Raw genomic sequence first — 18,619 nt, 5'->3', positions numbered from 1 at the left:
CCCGCCGAGGACTGGAACGGAAGGCCGTCCCCACCGTGAACGCACCAGCAGCGCCAGAGCCCCGAGCCGAGGACCGACCCGCCCGGCTCACCGTCGGAGTCGTCGGCGCCGGCCGCGTGGGCCCCGCCCTCGCCGCCGCCCTCCGGCTCGCCGGACACCGCCCCGTCGCCGTCTCCGCCGTCTCCGACGCCTCCCGCCGCCGCGCCGCGGAGCTCCTGCCCGACGTGCCGGTCGTCGAGCCCGCCCGGGTCCTCGCCCTCGCGGACCTGGTCCTGCTGACCGTCCCGGACGACGCCCTGCCGGGCCTCGTCGAGGGCCTCGCCGACACCGGAGCCGTCCGCCCCGGCCAGCTGATCGTCCACACCTCCGGGCGGTACGGCGCACGCGTCCTCGACCCCGCCCGCCGGGCCGGCGCCCTGCCGCTCGCCCTGCACCCCGCCATGACCTTCACCGGCACCCCGGTCGACGTCCAGCGGCTCGCCGGCTGCTCCTTCGGGGTGACCGCCCCCGAGGAGCTGCGGCTGGCCGCGGAGGCCCTGGTGATCGAGATGGGCGGCGAGCCCGAGTGGATCGCCGAGGAGGCCCGCCCGCTCTACCACGCGGCCCTGGCCCTCGGCGCGAACCACCTCGTCACCCTGGTGGCCCAGTCGATGGAACTCCTCCGCAAGGCCGGCGTCTCCGCCCCCGACCGGATGCTCGGCCCCCTCCTCGGCGCCGCCCTGGACAACGCCCTGAGGTCCGGGGACGCGGCCCTCACCGGCCCCGTCGCGCGCGGGGACGCCGGCACCGTCGCCGCCCACGTCGCCGAGCTGCGCAAGCACGCGCCCGGCACCGTCGCCGGCTACCTGGCGATGGCCCGCACCACCGCGGACCGGGCGCTCGCCCACGGTCTGCTCAAGCCCGAGCTGGCCGAGGACCTGCTGGGCGTACTCGCCGAGGGGGACTCCCGATGAACGCCACGCCCGCCACCCCCCTCGCGCCCGTCCGCACGGCACGGGAGCTGCGCGCCCTGGACGGCGGCGCGCCCCGGGCCGTGGTCATGACCATGGGCGCCCTCCACGAGGGTCACGCCACGCTCATCCGCGCCGCCCGCGAGCGCGTCGGGGAGCGGGGCTCCGTCGTCGTCACGGTCTTCGTCAACCCGCTCCAGTTCGGCGCGGGCGAGGACCTCGACCGCTACCCGCGCACCCTCGACGCCGACCTGGCCCTGGCCGTCGAGGCGGGGGCGAGCGCCGTCTTCGCGCCCACCGTCGACGAGGTCTACCCCGGCGGGGAACCCCAGGTCCGGATCACCGCCGGTCCCATGGGCGAGCGACTCGAAGGCGCCTCCCGGCCCGGCCACTTCGACGGCATGCTGACCGTCGTCGCCAAGCTGCTCCACCTCACCGCCCCCGACCTGGCCTTCTTCGGCCAGAAGGACGCCCAGCAGCTGGCCCTGATCCGCCGGATGGTCCGCGACCTGAACTTCCCCGTCGAGATCGTCGGCGTGGAGACCGTGCGGGAGGCGGACGGCCTCGCCCTGTCCAGCCGAAACCGTTACCTGTCGGGCGAGGAGCGCCGTACCGCGCTCGCGCTCTCCCGCGCCCTGTTCGCCGCCTGCGACCGGCTCGCCGCCCAGTCGGCCCTGCGCGCGCGTGCCGACGCGCTGCCCGGCGCCCACGGCCGGGTCGAGAACCGCGCCGAGGCGCTCTCCCGGCTCGGCGAGGCCCGTGCCGCCGCCGACGCCCACGCGGTCGCGCAGGCCGCCGAGGGCGGCGGCGCCGAAGCGGTGCGGGCCGCGGCCCGCACCGTCCTGGACGAGGCGGCCAAGGCACGGCCGCCGCTCACCCTGGACTACCTGGCCCTCGTCGACCCGGCCGACTTCACCGAGGTCGCCGACGACCACGACGGCGAGGCGATCCTCGCGGTCGCCGCGCGCGTGGGCGCCACCCGGCTGATCGACAACGTCCCCCTCCTCCTCGGCACCCCCCTGGTCGCCACCACCCTGTCCGGGGCCGACCTGCCCGGAACCACCCAGTTCGGAGCCGCCAAGTGACCGGAATACGGCTGCACGCCCCCGCGCCCGGCTGGGACATCGACGCCGACGTCGTCGTCGTCGGCTCCGGTGTCGCCGGCCTCACCGCCGCCCTGCGGTGCACGGCCGCCGGACTGCGGACGGTCGTCGTCACCAAGGCCCGGCTCGACGACGGCTCGACCCGCTGGGCCCAGGGCGGCATCGCCGCCGCCCTCGGCGACGGCGACACCCCCGAGCAGCACCTCGACGACACGCTCGTCGCCGGAGCCGGCCTCTGCGACGAGCGGGCCGTGCGCGCTCTGGTCACCGAGGGCCCCGACGCCGTCCGCCGGCTGATCGCGACCGGCGCCGACTTCGACAAGACCGCCGACGGCGAGATCGCGCTGACCCGCGAGGGCGGCCACCACCGCCGCCGCATCGCGCACGCCGGCGGCGACGCGACCGGCGCCGAGATCTCCCGCGCCTTGGTCGAGGCGATACGGGACCGGGGCGTGCGCACCATCGAGCACGCCCTCGTCCTCGACCTCCTCACCGACGCCGAGGGCCGTACCGCGGGCGTCACCCTGCACGTCATGGGCGAGGGCCAGCACGACGGCGTCGGCGCCGTCCACGCCCCCGCGGTCGTCCTGGCCACCGGCGGCATGGGCCAGGTCTTCTCCGCCACCACCAACCCGGCCGTCTCCACCGGCGACGGCGTCGCCCTCGCCCTGCGGGCCGGCGCCGAGGTCTCCGACCTGGAGTTCGTCCAGTTCCACCCCACGGTGCTCTTCCTCGGCGCCGGCGCGGAGGGACAGCAGCCGCTGGTCTCCGAGGCCGTCCGGGGCGAGGGCGCCCACCTGGTCGACGCCGACGGGGTCCGCTTCATGGTCGGGCAGCACGAGCTGGCCGAGCTCGCGCCCCGGGACATCGTCGCCAAGGCGATCACGCGCCGGATGCAGGAGCAGGGCACCGAGCACATGTACCTCGACGCCCGGCACTTCGGCGCCGAGATGTGGGAGCAGCGCTTCCCGACCATCCTGGCCGCCTGCCGCTCCCACGACATCGACCCGGTGACCGAGCCCATCCCGGTCGCCCCCGCCGCCCACTACGCCTCCGGCGGCGTCCGCACCGACCTGCGCGGCCGGACCACGGTCCCCGGGCTCTACGCGTGCGGGGAGGTGGCCTGCACGGGCGTCCACGGCGCCAACCGGCTGGCCTCGAACTCGCTCCTGGAGGGCCTGGTCTTCGCCGAGCGGATCGCCGAGGACGTCATCGCCGCCGCGCCCCGCGTCGCCGGGACCCCGGTGCCGCACCCGACGCCGGTGACGCTGCCGCTGCCGGTGGCCGGCGCCCGGACCCGCGTCCAGCGGGTGATGACGGCCGGCGCGGGCGTGCTCCGCTCGGAGACCAGCCTGCGCACGGCCGCCGAGGCCCTCGACGCCCTGCACAGCGACGCCGTGGCGGGCGGCACCGACGACACCAAGGCCGCCGAGCCGGGCGTGGAGTCCTGGGAGACCACCAACCTGCTGTGCGTCGCCCGGGTCCTGGTCGCCGCGGCCCGCCGCCGCGAGGAGACCCGCGGCTGCCACTGGCGCGAGGACCACGCCGACCGCGACGACGCGCGCTGGCGCCGGCACCTCGTCGTCCGCCTCACCCCGGAGCGGACCCTCGACGTCCGCACCACCGACAGCTTCGACTTTCCCCCCACCCTCGACGCCCCCAGGGAGCCGTAAGTGAGCACGCCCGAGGAAGCCCGTCCCGAGCCCGTGGACGTCCCTCTCATCCAGATCACCTCGGTCTCCTCCGAGGAGGCCGGCGGCTGCGGCGACGACTGCGCCTGCGGCGGCGAGGAGTTCGAGTGCGGGCTCGACCCCGCGCTGGCCGAGCTGCTCGCGGAGTCCGGCCTCGACCCCGTCCAGGTCGAGGACATCGCCCACCTGGCGATCGCCGAGGACCTCGACGGCGGCGTCGACGTGACGACCGTGGCGACCGTCCCCGAGGACGCCGTCGCGACCGCCGACTTCACCGCGCGCGAGGCCGGTGTCGTGGCCGGCCTGCGGGTCGCCGAGGCCGTCCTGTCGATCGTCTGCGCCGACGAGTTCGAGGTCGAGCGGCACGTCGAGGACGGCGCGCGCGTCGAGGCCGGGGAGGTCCTCCTCAGCGTCACCGCCCGCACCCGGGACCTGCTCACCGGCGAGCGCAGCGCGCTCAACATCCTGTGCCGCCTCTCCGGCATCGCCACCGCCACGCGCGCGTGGGCGGACGCCCTGGAGGGCACCCGGGCCAAGGTCCGCGACACCCGCAAGACCACCCCGGGCCTGCGCGCCCTGGAGAAGTACGCGGTCCGCTGCGGCGGCGGCGTCAACCACCGCATGTCGCTCTCCGACGCCGCGCTCGTGAAGGACAACCACGTGGTGGCCGCCGGCGGCGTCGCCGAGGCGTTCAAGGCCGTCCGCGAGCTCTTCCCCGAGCTGCCCATCGAGGTCGAGGTCGACACGATGCACCAGGTCCGCGAGGTCCTGGACGCGGGCGCCGACCTGATCCTGCTCGACAACTTCACCCCCGGCGAGACCGAGGAGGCCGTCGCCCTGGTCGCGGGCCGCGCCGTCCTGGAGTCCTCCGGCCGGCTGACCCTGGACAACGCGGCGGCGTACGCGGCGACCGGCGTCGACTACCTCGCGGTCGGCGGCCTCACCCACTCCTCCCCGATCCTCGACATCGGCCTGGACCTGCGCGAGGTGCGGGCCTGATGCTGCTCACCATCGACGTCGGCAACACGCACACGGTCCTCGGCCTCTTCGACGGCGAGGAGATCGTCGAGCACTGGCGGATCTCCACGGACCCGCGCAGGACGGCCGACGAGATGGCGGTCCTGCTCCAGGGCCTCATGGGCATGCACCCGCTGCTCGGCGTCGAGCTGGGCGACGGCATCGAGGGGATCGCGATCTGCGCGACGGTCCCCTCGGTGCTGCACGAGCTGCGCGAGGTGACCCGCCGCTACTACGGCGACGTGCCGGCGGTGCTGGTGGAGCCGGGCGTCAAGACGGGCGTCCCGGTCATCACCGACAACCCGAAGGAGGTCGGCGCGGACCGCATCATCAACGCGGCCGCGGCGGTCGAGCTGTACGGCGGTCCCGCGATCGTCGTGGACTTCGGCACGGCGACCACGTACGACGCGGTCACCGCGCGCGGGGAGTACGCGGGCGGGGCGATCGCGCCCGGCATCGAGATCTCGGTCGAGGCGCTGGGCGTCAAGGGCGCCATGCTCCGCAAGATCGAGCTGGCCCGCCCGCGCAACGTCATCGGCAAGAACACCGTCGAGGCCATGCAGTCCGGCATCATCTACGGCTACGCGGGCCAGGTCGACGGCGTCGTCGCCCGGATGAAGCGCGAGCTCGTCGGCCCGGCCGGCGACCCCTCCGACGTCACCGTCATCGCCACCGGCGGTCTCGCCCCCATGGTCCTCGGCGAGTCCACCGAGATCGACGAGCACGAGCCCTGGCTGACCCTGATCGGCCTCCGCCTGGTCTACGAGCGCAACGTGTCCCGCATGTAGGACCGGCACCGGGGCGTCGGCGGTCCCGCTGCCCGCAGGTGCGGCGGCGCCGGTCACGGCCGCCGGGGTGCTGCTCGTGGTCCGGCGGCGGCGCTCCGTCCGGCCCGGTACGCAGGAGGCCGCCGGCCGGGGCCCCCTCCGGCGCGTCGGAATGATCGCTAAGAGAAAATTGTCCGATTAGCGCGTAGTGTCGGCCCATGCCCACGCCATACGGATCCCGCGGCGGCATGGCGTTCAGCGCGGACGAGCTGCGCGTCCTGCGTCGCGCCCTCGCCACCGCCCTGCACCCCGCCCCCCTTCAGGACGAGGACGTCCAGGACTGCCTGCGCCTGGCCGCATCCGTGGACGAGGCCGTGCGCGAGGCCGGCCGGCTGCGCGCCTTCCTCCTGGACGACCTGACCCGCTACCGCCACGCGCTGCCGGGGTCGCTCGGCGGCTATCTGGAGCGGCTGCGCGAGGCGCTGGCCGCCGGGTACGACCCGGGAGCCGACGACCTCGCCGCCCTGCGCGCCCTGCGGAGCAACCCGGCCGCCGCCGGGCTCCTCGCCCGCTGCCAGGTCCTGGCCGAGCGCTCCGTACGGGCCCGCCTGGCCCGGGTCTCCCAGGCCACCGTCTCCACCCCGGCCGGCGCCCCGCGGGCGCGGCTGATGGCGCTCCCCGGCGGGCGCGCTGCGGCCGACGAGCCCAAGCCGACCCCGCCGGCGCCGGCCGAGCGCCCGGTGCCCAAGCCCTCCGAGGTCTTCCCGCCGCGCCGGCGGCCCGTACCCCCGCCCCCGCCCGAGGAACGGGTCGCCGGATAGCTACTCTGGTCGGCATGGACTACGTATCCGCGCTCCTGCCCCCCGTCGTGATGGCCGCCTTCTTCATCGGCCTCGTCGTCACGATCGTCAAGAGCCAGGGCGGCCCGAACAAGGCCAAGGAGGACGCGGTCGTCGACGCCGCCCTCGCCCGCGCCGAGGCCGCCCGCCAGGCGGACGGCACCCCCGCCGCCTGAGCACCGCCGCCCTCCGGGGCGGCCGCCGCACCACCGGGACGTGCGACCTTTCGAGGTTGCACGTCCTTTTTGTCAGTTTGCTTCCTTCAATGACCGCTCTCTGGGCTTTTGCGCACTAAGGTGACGTTGTGCCCCGTCCTTTGGGAGAGCTCGAAGACGCCGTCATGACCCGCGTCTGGCAATGGAACCGCCCGGTGACCGTCCGGGAAGTTCTCGAGGACCTCCAGCAGGAACGGTCCATCGCCTACACGACCGTCATGACGGTCATGGACAATCTCCATCAGAAGGGCTGGGTGCGCCGGGAAGTCGAAGGCCGCGCCTATCGATATACCGCGGTCTCCACCCGGGCCGCCTACTCGGCCGCCCTGATGAACGAGGCATGGGCCCAGAGCGACAACCCGGCCGCCGCTCTCGTCGCCTTCTTCGGGATGATGTCGCAGGACCAGCGCGAAGCCCTGAACGACGCCATCCGAATCGTCCAGCGGGACACGCCGCTCCCCCCGGCGCCCGGGGAGGGCGCCGACCGCGCGGAGGGCCGGGAGCGATAGCGTCCCCCCATGTCGCCGTCTGCCTCCCCGGCCGCTTCCGCGGCCTCCGCCAAAGCCGTCACCGTTCGCAGGGCCCGCACCAGTGATGTCGCCGCGGTCCGCCGACTCGTCGACCCTTTCGTCCGGCGCGGGATCCTGCTCGACAAGGCGACCGTGACCCTTTACGAGTCCATCCAGGAGTTCTGGGTCGCGGAACGCGACGAGGACGCCACCGTCGTCGGCTGCGGCGCCCTCCACGTCATGTGGGAAGACCTCGCCGAAGTCCGCACTCTCGCCGTCGATCCGGAGTTCAAGGGAGCCGGCGTCGGACATCAGGTGCTCGACAAGTTGTTGCACACGGCCCGATGGCTCGGCGTGCGGCGGCTATTCTGCCTGACCTTCGAAGTCGACTTCTTCGCGAAGCACGGCTTCGTCGAGATCGGCGAGACCCCCGTCGACGGAGATGTCTACAGCGAGCTCCTGCGTTCCTATGACGAGGGAGTCGCCGAGTTCCTCGGTCTCGAACGAGTGAAGCCGAACACCTTGGGCAACAGCCGGATGCTTCTGCACCTGTAGCCCTATGTCCGAATCGCGCACGTTTCCCGCGTTGCCGGGCTTCTGAACCTCTCCCAGGGGTTTGTGTTTTTCCCGGAAAAGCGGTTTCCTTTCCGCGTACTGCATTTTCGATGAAAGGAAATCCGGTGGCACAGAAGGTTCAGGTCCTTCTTGTCGACGACCTCGACGGCGTCGAAGCGGACGAGACGGTGACGTTCGCGCTGGACGGGAAGACCTACGAGATCGACCTCACCACCGCCAACGCCGAAAAGCTCCGCGGCCTGCTGGAGCCGTACACCGCGGGCGGCCGTCGCACCGGTGGCCGCACCACCGGCGGACGCGGCAAGGCGCGTGTCGCGGCCGGCAGCCCCGACACCGCGAAGATCCGCGCGTGGGCCAAGGAGAACGGCTACGACGTGAACGACCGCGGCCGCGTGCCCGCCACCGTCAAGGCGGCCTACGAGGACGCGAACCGCTGAGGCGACAGCTGCTGAGCCGCCGGCCCACCCGACCGGGCACTCAGCAGCCGCACCCGGTGGCACTCCGCGGCGGCGGCGGCCACGAGCCGCACCAGACACGGGGCATCCGCACCGCCCCAGGGAGCGGACCGCAGGGCCGGCAGCGAGGACTCCACCTCGCGCCCCGGCACGGGGGGCCGCAGCCACACCGCGGCGCCCGGCGCGCCGGAACCGCCCCGCCCCGGGGGAAGGGGCGCGGTCATCCGGCCGTCGGCGCCCAGCGCGGCGAGATCCAGTGAGATCCCGCCCCACTCCAGCCAGTCGAGCAGTCCGGGGAGCTCCTCGGCGCTCCCGGCGGCCACGAGCAGCCGCATCCGGCCCCCCGCCAGGGCCACCGGACCCGTCGCCGCGCCCAGTCGGCGCAGGACGCCGCGGCCGGCCGCGGCGGGCAGCTCCAGGACGTCGAACCTCAGCCCCGTGACCAGCCGGACCGGCGGACCCGCCACCGTCGCCCAGCCGAGCTCGTCCTCGTACCACCGCGCGGCGCCGCCGTCGATCGGCGAGCGGGGCAGCGGGACGGTGAGGGTCATGTCCGGGGAACTCCCGCGGGGGCGTGTTGGTTACGCCCGCCGTGACACCGCGTCCCCTCCCGGTCGCGCAATGTGTCCGGGATGGGGCGTACGAGTGCATTCGACCGCGCAAGGGTGTTCGCTGGTAGCGGAGGGAACCGGGGTGTGCCGCATGGAGTGTCCGTCCTTACGGGTAAGACATTCCTAGTGGAGAGGGGCGACTCGCGGGCTTCGGCGTCTCACGTTCGCCATCGGCGTACTGATGGCGCGGGTAACTACTTGGCCTGCGGGAACATCGTCTCGCACCATCGGGTTGGAGCATTTGTCGGCTGTTCGGCAGCAGGTCTCCCCGCGGAAGAGGGGGTGATCCGGACGGATGTCGGCAGTTGGAATGAGCGGTCCCCGCTTGCGGGACTAAGCTGCGGAAGGACAGGGAGGGGATCGACCCCTAACTGACTGACCGCTCTGAGGAGCGATTAACGATGTTCGAGAGGTTCACCGACCGCGCGCGGCGGGTTGTCGTCCTGGCTCAGGAAGAAGCCCGGATGCTCAACCACAACTACATCGGCACCGAGCACATCCTTCTGGGCCTTATCCACGAGGGTGAGGGTGTCGCCGCTAAGGCCCTGGAGAGCCTCGGGATTTCGCTCGAGGCGGTCCGCCAGCAGGTGGAGGAGATCATCGGCCAGGGCCAGCAGGCCCCGTCCGGGCACATCCCCTTCACCCCTCGTGCCAAGAAGGTCCTGGAGCTCTCGCTCCGCGAGGCCCTCCAGCTCGGCCACAACTACATCGGCACCGAGCACATCCTGCTCGGCCTGATCCGCGAGGGCGAGGGCGTCGCCGCCCAGGTCCTCGTGAAGCTGGGTGCCGACCTCAACCGGGTGCGTCAGCAGGTCATCCAGCTGCTCTCCGGCTACCAGGGCAAGGAAGCCGCCACGGCCGGCGGTCCTGCCGAGGGCACGCCCTCGACGTCCCTGGTCCTCGACCAGTTCGGCCGCAACCTCACCCAGGCGGCCCGCGAATCCAAGCTCGACCCGGTCATCGGGCGCGAGAAGGAGATCGAGCGGGTCATGCAGGTGCTGTCCCGCCGCACCAAGAACAACCCGGTGCTCATCGGCGAGCCCGGCGTCGGCAAGACCGCCGTCGTCGAGGGCCTCGCGCAGGCCATCGTCAAGGGCGAGGTGCCCGAGACGCTGAAGGACAAGCACCTCTACACCCTGGACCTCGGCGCGCTGGTCGCCGGCTCCCGCTACCGCGGTGACTTCGAGGAGCGCCTGAAGAAGGTCCTCAAGGAGATCCGCACCCGCGGCGACATCATCCTGTTCATCGACGAGCTCCACACCCTCGTGGGTGCGGGTGCCGCCGAGGGCGCGATCGACGCCGCCAGCATCCTCAAGCCGATGCTGGCCCGCGGTGAGCTCCAGACCATCGGTGCGACCACGCTGGACGAGTACCGCAAGTACCTGGAGAAGGACGCGGCCCTCGAGCGCCGCTTCCAGCCCATCCAGGTCGCCGAGCCGTCGCTGCCGCACACCATCGAGATCCTCAAGGGTCTGCGCGACCGGTACGAGGCCCACCACCGGGTCTCCATCACCGACGAGGCCCTCGTCCAGGCCGCGACCCTGGCCGACCGGTACATCTCGGACCGCTTCCTCCCGGACAAGGCGATCGACCTGATCGACGAGGCCGGCTCCCGGATGCGCATCCGCCGGATGACCGCGCCGCCGGACCTCCGCGAGTTCGACGAGAAGATCGCCGGCGTCCGCCGCGACAAGGAGTCCGCGATCGACTCGCAGGACTTCGAGAAGGCCGCCTCGCTCCGCGACAAGGAGAAGCAGCTCCTCGCCGCGAAGGCCAAGCGCGAGAAGGAGTGGAAGGCCGGCGACATGGACGTCGTCGCCGAGGTCGACGGCGAGCTGATCGCCGAGGTCCTCGCGACCGCCACCGGCATCCCGGTCTTCAAGCTGACCGAGGAGGAGTCCAGCCGCCTGCTCCGCATGGAGGACGAGCTCCACAAGCGCGTCATCGGGCAGAAGGACGCGGTCAAGGGCCTCTCGCGGGCCATCCGCCGTACCCGTGCCGGCCTGAAGGACCCGAAGCGTCCCGGCGGCTCGTTCATCTTCGCCGGTCCGTCCGGTGTCGGTAAGACCGAGCTTTCGAAGGCGCTCGCCGAATTCCTCTTCGGCGACGAGGACGCGATGATCTCCCTCGACATGTCGGAGTTCAGCGAGAAGCACACGGTTTCCCGTCTCTTCGGTTCGCCGCCCGGATACGTCGGCTACGAAGAGGGCGGCCAGCTCACCGAGAAGGTGCGCCGCAAGCCGTTCTCCGTCGTCCTCTTCGACGAGGTCGAGAAGGCCCACCCCGATATCTTCAATTCCCTTCTCCAGATCCTGGAGGACGGTCGCCTGACCGACTCCCAGGGCCGGGTCGTGGACTTCAAGAACACGGTGATCATCATGACCACCAACCTCGGGACCCGGGACATCTCGAAGGGCTTCAACCTGGGCTTCGCCGCCCAGGGCGACACGAAGTCCAACTACGAGCGGATGAAGGCGAAGGTCAGCGACGAGCTGAAGCAGCACTTCCGCCCCGAGTTCCTCAACCGTGTGGACGACATCATCGTCTTCCCGCAGCTGACGCAGGACGACATCCTCCAGATCGTCGACCTGATGATCGGTCGCGTCGACGAGCGCCTCAAGGACCGGGACATGGGCATCGAGCTCTCCCAGTCCGCGAAGGAGCTGCTCGCCAAGAAGGGTTACGACCCGGTGCTCGGCGCCCGTCCGCTCCGCCGGACGATCCAGCGCGAGATCGAGGACACGCTGTCGGAGAAGATCCTCTTCGGCGACCTGCGCCCCGGTCACATCGTGGTCGTGGACACGGAGGGCGACGGCGAGGAGCGCGCGTTCACCTTCCGCGGCGAGGAGAAGACGGCCCTGCCGGACGCTCCGCCGATCGAGACCTCGGGCGGAGCGGGCCCGAACCTCTCGAAGGACGCGTAAGGCACCGCAGTACGAAGGGGGGGGGGGGGGGGGGGGGGGGGGGGGGGGGGGGGGGAAGAGGGGAGGGGGGGGGGGGCCCCCCCCCCCCCTTTTTGCCCGTGTCGGAGGAGAGGGGGGGGGGGGGGGGGGGGGGGGGGTTTTTTTTTCTTGGAGGGGGCGTCAAAAAGGGAGGGGGGTTGGGTGGTGGGGTTGCGCTCCGCGGGAGAGGGTCGAAACAAGGGGGCGGGGGGGGGGGGGGGGGGGGGCCCCCCCCCCCCCCCCCCCCCCCCGTGCCGGCACCGGCCGGTCCAGTCCGGTCCGGCCGGTGCCCCCCGGTCCGCTACAGCTCGGTGACCTCCAGGCCGCCCTCCGCGTACTGCCGGCGGATGACCTTCTTGTCGAACTTGCCGACGCTCGTCTTCGGCACCGCCGGCACGATCGCCCAGCGCTCCGGGAGCTGCCACTTGGCGATGCCGCCCTCGTCGGCGAGGAACGCCCGCAGGGTCTCGTAGTCCGCCGTCTCGCCGTCCTTGAGGACGACGGTCGCCAGCGGGCGCTCGCCCCACTTCTCGTCCGGCACCGCGACGACCGCGGCCTCGGCGACGGCCGGGTGGGCCATGAGGGCGTTCTCCAGCTCGACGCTGGAGATCCACTCGCCGCCCGACTTGATGACGTCCTTCGCCCGGTCGGTGAGGGTCAGGTAGCCGTCGGGGCTGATCACGCCGACGTCACCGGTCTTCAGCCAGCCGTCCTCGCTGAACTTGTCGGCCGGACGGATGTCCTCGGCGCCGATGCCGCCGAAGTACGAGCCCGCGATCCAGGTGCCGCGCACCTCCAGCTCGCCCGCCGACTCGCCGTCCCAGGGCAGGTGCTCGCCGCCGGGGCCGACGAGCCGTGCCTCGACACCGGCGGGGAAGCGGCCCTGGGTGACCCGGTAGGGCCACTCCTCCTCGGCCGTGAGCCCGGCCGGCGGGTGGGCCATCGTGCCCAGCGGGGAGGTCTCGGTCATGCCCCAGGCGTGGCAGAGGCGGACGCCGAGCCGGTCGTACGCCTCCATGAGGGAGGGCGGACAGGCCGCGCCGCCGATGGTGACCTGGGTCATCGAGGACAGGTCACGGGGGTTGGCGGTGACCTCGGCGAGCAGGCCCTGCCAGATGGTGGGGACGGCGGCGGCGTGCGACGGCTTCTCGCGCTCGATCATCTCGGCGAGCGGCGCGGGCTGGAGGAAACGGTCCGGCATGAGCATGTTGATGCCGGTCATGAAGGTGGCGTGCGGCAGGCCCCAGGCGTTGACGTGGAACTGCGGGACGACGACCAGGGTCGTGTCCTTCGCGGTGAGGCCCATCGACTCGGCCATGTTGACCTGCATGGAGTGCAGGTAGATCGAGCGGTGGGAGTAGACGACGCCCTTGGGGTCCCCGGTGGTGCCGGAGGTGTAGCACATGGCGGCGGCCGAACGCTCGTCCAGCTCCGGCCAGTCGTACGTGGTCGGGCGGCCCGCGATGAGCTCCTCGTAGTCGTGCACGCGCGGCGCCGCGCCGTCCAGGACCGAGCGGTCGCCGGGGCCAGCGACCACGACGTGCTCGACCGTCGGGAGGTGCGGGAGGAGCGGGGCGAGGAGGGGCAGCAGGGAGCCGTTCACGATCACGACCCGGTCGGCCGCGTGGTTGACGATCCACACCAGCTGCTCGGGGGGCAGACGGAGGTTGAGCGTGTGGAGGACCGCGCCCATGGACGGGATCGCGAAGTACGCCTCGACGTGCTCGGAGTTGTTCCACATGAGGGTGGCGACGCGCTGGTCGCCGGTCACGCCGAGTTCGTCGCGCAGGGCGTTGGCCAGCTGGTGCGCGCGGGCGCCGGCCTCCGCGAACGTGCGGCGGTGCGGCTCGGGCTCGCCCGTCCAGGTGGTGATGGTGGACTTCCCGTGGATCGTCATCCCGTGCTTGAGGATGCGGCTCACGGTCAGCTGTACGTCCTGCATGGTGCTGTACACGGGGCGTCCTCCCGGTGGGCGCTACGTGGCAGAAAGGGTGTGGCGATTCTGCGCACATACCGCGCGGTATGTCACTACCCCGGAGTACGGAAATTGCCAGTGATCGCTGGCGCGAGCGCCCCGACCGGCCGCGAAGGGAGGATTTCGCTACCGAACGGGCGTCAGCTCCGGGTCCTCGCGGAGCTTGCCGAGCGCCCGGGACACCGCGCTCTTCACCGTGCCGACCGACACCCCGAGCACCTCGGCGGTCTGCGCCTCGCTCAGGTCCTCGTAGTACCGCAGCACCACCATCTGCCGCTGCCGCTCGGGCAGCTTCAGCACCGCCCGCCACATCGCATCGTGCAGCGCCTGCCGCTCGGCCGGGTCCGGCGCCGGCAGCCCCACCGGCTCCGGCAGCTCCTCGCAGACGACCTCGTCGACCTTCCGCTTGCGCCACTGCGACGTGCGCGTGTTCAGCAGCGCGCGGCGGACGTAGCCGTCCAGCGCCCGGTGGTCCTCGATCCGCTCCCAGGCCATGTAGGTCTTGGTGAGCGCGGTCTGGAGGAGGTCCTCGGCGTCCGACGGGTTCGCGGTCAGCGAGCGTGCGGTGCGCAGGAGCACGGGCCCGCGCGCCCTCACGTACGAGGAGAAGGTCGGGTACGACGCGTACTGCGAGGCACCGGCGCAGACGGGGCCAGAGGGTGGCGGAGTCATGACTCCACGCTAGGAGCGGACCGTCCCCCGCGGATCGGCCCCAGGTCCCGAACCCCGGTCCGCCTCAGGTTGTAGGGAGGGGGACACCTCCACCTCCTCTGGGTGGAGAGGCCCCCCTCCCTACGCCTCAGGGTCGCCGGGTCCCGCGGCCGGGCTCCGCAGGCCCCGGGCCCGGACGCGGCCGGGACCCTCTCGGGGTGGGAACGGCCGGGCGCCCGTGTCGTACGCGGTCAGCGCGACGTCGGGGACACGGGCGACGGAAGGGGTACGGACGCCGGCTCGGCCGGAGCCGGCGGGAAGGGCACGGACACCGGTTCGGACGGGGCGGCGGGGAGAAGCACCGCCGGCGGCTCGGGGAGGGCCGGAGGGGCGGGTGGGACGGTCGGGGCGGGCGGGGGCGTCGGGGTGGGCGGGACCGTCGGGTCGGGGGCGGGCGTCGGATTCGCGGACGTCGGCGTCGGCGTCGGCGTCGGCATCGGCATCGGCGTGGCCGTGGGCCGGGGCGTGACGCTCGGCTTCGGCGTGGCCGTCGGCTTGGGCGTGGCCGTCGGCTTGGGGGCGGAGGCTGCCGCCGCCGAGGCGGCGGTGCCGGTGACGGTCCTGACGGCGGGGCGGGCGACCGGCGCGTCGACGGCGTTGCGGTCGATCATGAGGCGCCGACCGCCGTACGACTCGGCGACGTCTCCCGCGTACTGGTGGATCCGGGCGTGCGGCGTCCACGCCTGCGGGTGCAGCGTGGACTCCGAGTCCGGTGCGGGCCGGCCGTTCCAGCGTGCGAACCACATCACGGCCGGCATGTCCTGGGTGCCCGCCCGCCGCGCCCGCTCGATGTCCTGCACGCCCGAATCGGCGCTTCCGTAGAAGCCGGGGACGTAGCCGAGGCGTCGGACCTCCCGGTTCCAGGCGCGGACGAAGGAGAGGGTGGTCGCCGCGCAGCCCGCGTCCTCACGGCGGTAGCTCTCGATGTCGAGGTAGAGCGGGCTCCCCTCGGCCAGCCCGAGGGACCTCGCGGCCCGCACCGCCTCGGCCGCCTCCCCGGTGCCCTGGCTCCAGGGGGTCGAGCCGATGGCGAACGGCCGCTTGGCGGGGGCGATGACGCACGGCGCCTGGGAGCCGACGAAGAGGGGCAGCAGCCGCCAGCCCATCGCGTGCACCGAGGCGACCCACGCGCCGGTGAGCTCCCGCTGCACGGGGCAGCCGCGGCCCCGCCCACCGATGTAGATCCCCACGGCCCCGTACGGCGACCCGCGCCACGCCTCCATCACCGCGAGGGACGGCGCCTCGCAGGTGTCGAACGCCCGGCCCTCGAACCACGTGGGCTCACCGGCGGCGGACCCCTCCGCGGCGGGGGCTCCGGGAGCCGGGGATACGGCGGCGGGGGCTCCGGCCAGGGTCCGGGCGTCTCCCGGCCGGGGGCCCTCGCTGGCCGGCCCCGGGGCGGTGAGGAGCGCCGCCCCGGCCACCCCCGCCGCCAGGGCGGCCACCGCGGCCCGCACCCGGGCGGCCGGGTGCGGGCGCCGAGGAGGGGGAGGCGAGGGAGGGAGGGGCGGCGACGGGAGCGGAAGGGTTGCCGGGGGCGCTTCGGAGACCGTTCCCTGCGGGCGCGGAGGGACGGGCGGGCCGGGTGGCCAGGTGGGGTTGCTCATGGCGCGAGTGAAGAACCGCCCGCGCCGCCCGGCCACCGCAGGGGCCGTCGCCTCAGCCGTCCGAGCCCAGGATCAACCCGGACGTGGGAACCCCCGTCCCCGCCGTCACGAGGGTCCGGGCGGCGCCGGAGACCTGGTTCACGGAGGTGCCCCGCAGCTGGCGCACGGCTTCCGCGATGCCGTTCATGCCGTGCAGGTACGCCTCGCCGAGCTGGCCTCCGTGGGTGTTCAGCGGGAGCGCGTCGGCCGCGACGAAGTCGGCGGCCTCCCCCGGGCCGCAGAAGCCGAACTCCTCCAGCTGCATCAGCACGAAGGGGGTGAAGTGGTCGTAGAGGATGCCCACGTCGATGTCGCTCGGCGCCAGTCCGGACGTCCGCCACAGCTGACGGGCCACCACACCCGTCTCCGGCAGCCCGGTGAGGTCGTCCCGGTAGAAGCTGGTCATGGCCTCCTGCCGGCGTCCGGCCCCCTGCGCCGCCGCGAGGACCACCGCGGGCGGATGGGGCAGGTCGCGGGCGCGCTCGACGGTGGTCACGACGATCGCCTGGCCGCCGTCCGTCTCCTGGCAGCAGTCGAGGAGCCGGAGCGGCTCGACGATCCAGCGCGAGGCGGCGTGGTCCGCGAGGGTGATCGGCTTCCCGTGGAAGTAGGCGGCGGGGTTGCGGGCCGCGTGCCGGCGGTCGGTGACGGCGACGTGGCCGAAGGCGTCCGGGGTCAGCCCGTAGGCGTGGAGGTAGCGCTGGGCGGCCATGGCGACCCAGGAGGCCGGGGTGAGCAGGCCGAAGGGCAGCTGCCAGCCGAGCGCCGCCCCTTCGGCGGACGGCTCGCGCTGCTGGACCCCGGAGCCGAAACGGCGGCCGGAGCGCTCGTTGAACGCCCGGTAGCAGACGACGACCTCGGCGACGCCGGCCGCGACGGCCAGCGCGGCCTGCTGCACGGTGGCGCAGGCGGCCCCGCCGCCGTAGTGGACGCGGGAGAAGAACGCCAGCTCGCCGATCCCCGACGCCTGGGCGACGGTGATCTCCGGGTTGGTGTCCATGGTGAAGGTGACCAGGCCGTCGACGTCGCCCGGGGTGAGGCCGGCGTCGTCGAGCGCCGCCCGCACCGCCTCCACGGCGAGGGAGAGTTCGCTGCGGCCCGAGTCCTTGGAGAACTCGGTCGCGCCGATGCCCACGACGGCCGCCCGGCCGCCGAGGCCGTCCCGGTGGCGCAGGCTCATCGGCCGACCTCCACGGTGACCGTGCCGGTGACGTGGTGGCCGAGCCCGTTGGCCCCGGTGATCCGGACGCCGACCGTGTCCCCGTCGACCTCGGTGACCGTGCCGGTCAGGACCATCGTGTCGCCCGGGTGGTTGGGGGCGCCGAGCCGGATGGCGACCTTGCGCAGGACGGCCCGGGGGCCGAAGTGGTCGGTGACGTACCGGCCGACGAGCCCGTTGGTGGTCAGGATGTTCATGAAGATGTCCGGGGACCCCTTCTCGCGGGCCAGCTCGGCGTCGTGGTGCACGTCCTGGTAGTCGCGCGAGGCGACGGCCCCGGCGACGATCAGGGTGCGCGTGATCGGGATGCGCAGCGGCGGCAGCTCGTCCCCGGGCCTCATGACGGGTCCCCCTTCGCGAGCAGGTCGCCGAGCCGGGCGAGGAGTTCGGTGCCGCAGCCCAGATAGGCGTCGAGCTGCCGGCCCCACAGGAAGTGGCGGTGGACGGGGTGGTCGAGGTCGGCGCCCGTGCCGCCGTGCAGGTGCTGTCCGGCGTGCACGACCCGCTTTCCCGCCTCGGAGGCCCACCACGCGGCCGTCAGGGCCGCCCCGGTGGCGTCCAGCCCCTCGTCGAACCGCCACGCGGCCTCGTAGGCCGTGACCCGGATGGCCTCCGTGTCCATGTGCGCGTCGGCGGCCCGCAGTTGCACCGCCTGGTGCGTGGCGAGCGGACGGCCGAACTGCTCCCGCACCGAGGTGTGCGCCACGGCCCTGGCCAGCGATCCGGCGCAGACCCCGGCCTGGAGGCCGGCGAAGGCGATCCGGGCGGCCGTGAGCACCTCCGCGTACGCCGCGCCCGGCGCGGAGGCCGGTCCCGGTCCGGTGGCTCCGAGCCGCTCGGCGGGCGCCCCGGCGAGGACGAGCCGCCCGGCGGACCAGGGCGCCGTGAGCTCCACCGCCTCGATCCGTGCGGCGTCCTCGGTGCGGACGAGCCACAGGGCGTGGTCCTCGTCCGGGACGAGGACGTGGGTGGCGTCCCTGAGCCACGGCACCCACTCCACGGTCCCGTCGAGCCGCCCGTCGCGCGCGGCGACCGTGCCGGAGGCCGGGAGGGCTCCCGTCACCACCGTCGTCCCGTCACGGAGGCCGGGCAGCAGCCTGCCGCGCTGCTCCTCCGTACCGTGGCGGGCGACGGCGAGGATCCCGTACACACAGCTCGCGGCGAACGGCACCTGGGCCGTGGCGCGTCCCTGCTCCTCCAGGAGCAGGACCAGGCCGAGCAGGCCGGTCTCCTCGACGGAGCCGGGGAGACCGGCCGCGCAGAGCGCCTTCCAGAGCCCGGCGTCGGTGCCGGTCCCGGCGGCTCTGAGCCGCTCGTGTCCGGAGAGGTCGGCGAAGATCCGCCCGGCCAGTTCCCGGGCCGCCTCCTGCTCCTCGCTGGGGGTGAAGTCCAT

18 protein-coding genes are annotated in these 18,619 nt (G+C 73.4%); 11 read left to right on the top strand and 7 right to left on the bottom strand.

Going from position 1 to position 18,619, the window contains the following annotated elements; genetic code table 11:
• Positions 1-35 precede the first annotated feature (35 nt).
• From ACZ60W_RS16325 to ACZ60W_RS16280, 10 genes are all read left to right on the top strand, one after another.
• Complete coding sequence (locus tag ACZ60W_RS16325) at positions 36-953, top strand: Rossmann-like and DUF2520 domain-containing protein (RefSeq protein ID WP_469755981.1); 918 nt, start codon at positions 36-38, stop codon at positions 951-953.
• Positions 950-2,035 carry a pantoate--beta-alanine ligase gene (gene panC, locus ACZ60W_RS16320; protein WP_469755980.1) on the top strand — a complete coding sequence of 362 codons (1,086 nt, stop codon included), beginning with the start codon at positions 950-952 and terminating at the stop codon, positions 2,033-2,035. The genes ACZ60W_RS16325 and panC overlap by 4 nt, the downstream gene beginning before the upstream one ends.
• Positions 2,032-3,726: an L-aspartate oxidase gene (locus tag ACZ60W_RS16315; RefSeq protein ID WP_469755979.1), complete on the top strand. Its 1,695-nt coding sequence runs from the start codon at positions 2,032-2,034 to the stop codon at positions 3,724-3,726. The genes panC and ACZ60W_RS16315 overlap by 4 nt, the downstream gene beginning before the upstream one ends.
• The gene (nadC, locus tag ACZ60W_RS16310; protein ID WP_469755978.1) at positions 3,727-4,743 is read left to right on the top strand and encodes a carboxylating nicotinate-nucleotide diphosphorylase; all 1,017 of its coding nucleotides are present in this window, start codon (positions 3,727-3,729) and stop codon (positions 4,741-4,743) included.
• A complete protein-coding gene (locus tag ACZ60W_RS16305) occupies positions 4,743-5,549 on the top strand; it encodes a type III pantothenate kinase (RefSeq protein WP_469755977.1) in 807 nt (268 codons plus the stop codon). Before nadC ends, ACZ60W_RS16305 begins: the two co-directional genes overlap by 1 nt.
• Positions 5,550-5,776: 227 nt before the next feature.
• Positions 5,777-6,349, top strand: a complete 573-nt coding sequence (locus ACZ60W_RS16300) for a hypothetical protein (protein WP_469756007.1) — start codon at positions 5,777-5,779, stop codon at positions 6,347-6,349.
• Between the two features lie 14 nt (positions 6,350-6,363).
• Positions 6,364-6,543: a hypothetical protein gene (locus tag ACZ60W_RS16295; protein ID WP_469755976.1), complete on the top strand. Its 180-nt coding sequence runs from the start codon at positions 6,364-6,366 to the stop codon at positions 6,541-6,543.
• 128 nt (positions 6,544-6,671) lie between these two features.
• Positions 6,672-7,091 carry a BlaI/MecI/CopY family transcriptional regulator gene (locus ACZ60W_RS16290; protein ID WP_469755975.1) on the top strand — a complete coding sequence of 140 codons (420 nt, stop codon included), beginning with the start codon at positions 6,672-6,674 and terminating at the stop codon, positions 7,089-7,091.
• 9 nt (positions 7,092-7,100) lie between these two features.
• A complete protein-coding gene (locus ACZ60W_RS16285; RefSeq protein ID WP_469755974.1) occupies positions 7,101-7,646 on the top strand; it encodes an amino-acid N-acetyltransferase in 546 nt (181 codons plus the stop codon).
• Between the two features lie 125 nt (positions 7,647-7,771).
• Positions 7,772-8,104 (top strand): histone-like nucleoid-structuring protein Lsr2, encoded by a 333-nt coding sequence (locus ACZ60W_RS16280; protein WP_469755973.1) that lies wholly within the window; start codon positions 7,772-7,774, stop codon positions 8,102-8,104.
• On the opposite strand, the gene ACZ60W_RS16275 is transcribed toward ACZ60W_RS16280, so the two are convergent.
• Entirely contained in the window at positions 8,083-8,673 is a 591-nt protein-coding gene (locus tag ACZ60W_RS16275; RefSeq protein WP_469755972.1) for an SCO3374 family protein, read from the bottom strand. The two genes, ACZ60W_RS16280 and ACZ60W_RS16275, sit on opposite strands and share 22 nt — an antisense overlap.
• Before the next feature lie 461 nt (positions 8,674-9,134).
• Between ACZ60W_RS16275 and ACZ60W_RS16270 the strand changes: the two genes are divergently transcribed.
• On the top strand, positions 9,135-11,657 hold the full coding sequence (locus ACZ60W_RS16270; RefSeq protein ID WP_469755971.1) for an ATP-dependent Clp protease ATP-binding subunit: 2,523 nt from the start codon (positions 9,135-9,137) through the stop codon (positions 11,655-11,657).
• A 319-nt stretch (positions 11,658-11,976) separates the two neighbouring features.
• On the opposite strand, the gene ACZ60W_RS16265 is transcribed toward ACZ60W_RS16270, so the two are convergent.
• The 6 genes from ACZ60W_RS16265 to ACZ60W_RS16240 form a co-directional block, all read right to left on the bottom strand.
• Positions 11,977-13,629 (bottom strand): long-chain fatty acid--CoA ligase, encoded by a 1,653-nt coding sequence (locus tag ACZ60W_RS16265; protein WP_469755970.1) that lies wholly within the window; start codon positions 13,627-13,629, stop codon positions 11,977-11,979.
• A 147-nt stretch (positions 13,630-13,776) separates the two neighbouring features.
• Positions 13,777-14,322 (bottom strand): SigE family RNA polymerase sigma factor, encoded by a 546-nt coding sequence (locus ACZ60W_RS16260; RefSeq protein WP_469755969.1) that lies wholly within the window; start codon positions 14,320-14,322, stop codon positions 13,777-13,779.
• Between the two features lie 230 nt (positions 14,323-14,552).
• A complete protein-coding gene (locus ACZ60W_RS16255; protein WP_469755968.1) occupies positions 14,553-15,806 on the bottom strand; it encodes a DUF1906 domain-containing protein in 1,254 nt (417 codons plus the stop codon).
• Between the two features lie 214 nt (positions 15,807-16,020).
• Positions 16,021-17,187, bottom strand: a complete 1,167-nt coding sequence (locus ACZ60W_RS16250; RefSeq protein WP_469755967.1) for a lipid-transfer protein — start codon at positions 17,185-17,187, stop codon at positions 16,021-16,023.
• Complete coding sequence (locus ACZ60W_RS16245; RefSeq protein WP_469755966.1) at positions 17,184-17,567, bottom strand: MaoC family dehydratase; 384 nt, start codon at positions 17,565-17,567, stop codon at positions 17,184-17,186. Before ACZ60W_RS16245 ends, ACZ60W_RS16250 begins: the two co-directional genes overlap by 4 nt.
• On the bottom strand, positions 17,564-18,619 hold the full coding sequence (locus tag ACZ60W_RS16240) for an acyl-CoA dehydrogenase family protein (protein WP_469755965.1): 1,056 nt from the start codon (positions 18,617-18,619) through the stop codon (positions 17,564-17,566). Before ACZ60W_RS16240 ends, ACZ60W_RS16245 begins: the two co-directional genes overlap by 4 nt.

The sequence above is a fragment of the Streptomyces sp. NPDC104202 genome (genome assembly GCF_055584185.1).
This window is presented reverse-complemented; position numbering and strand designations above follow the sequence as displayed.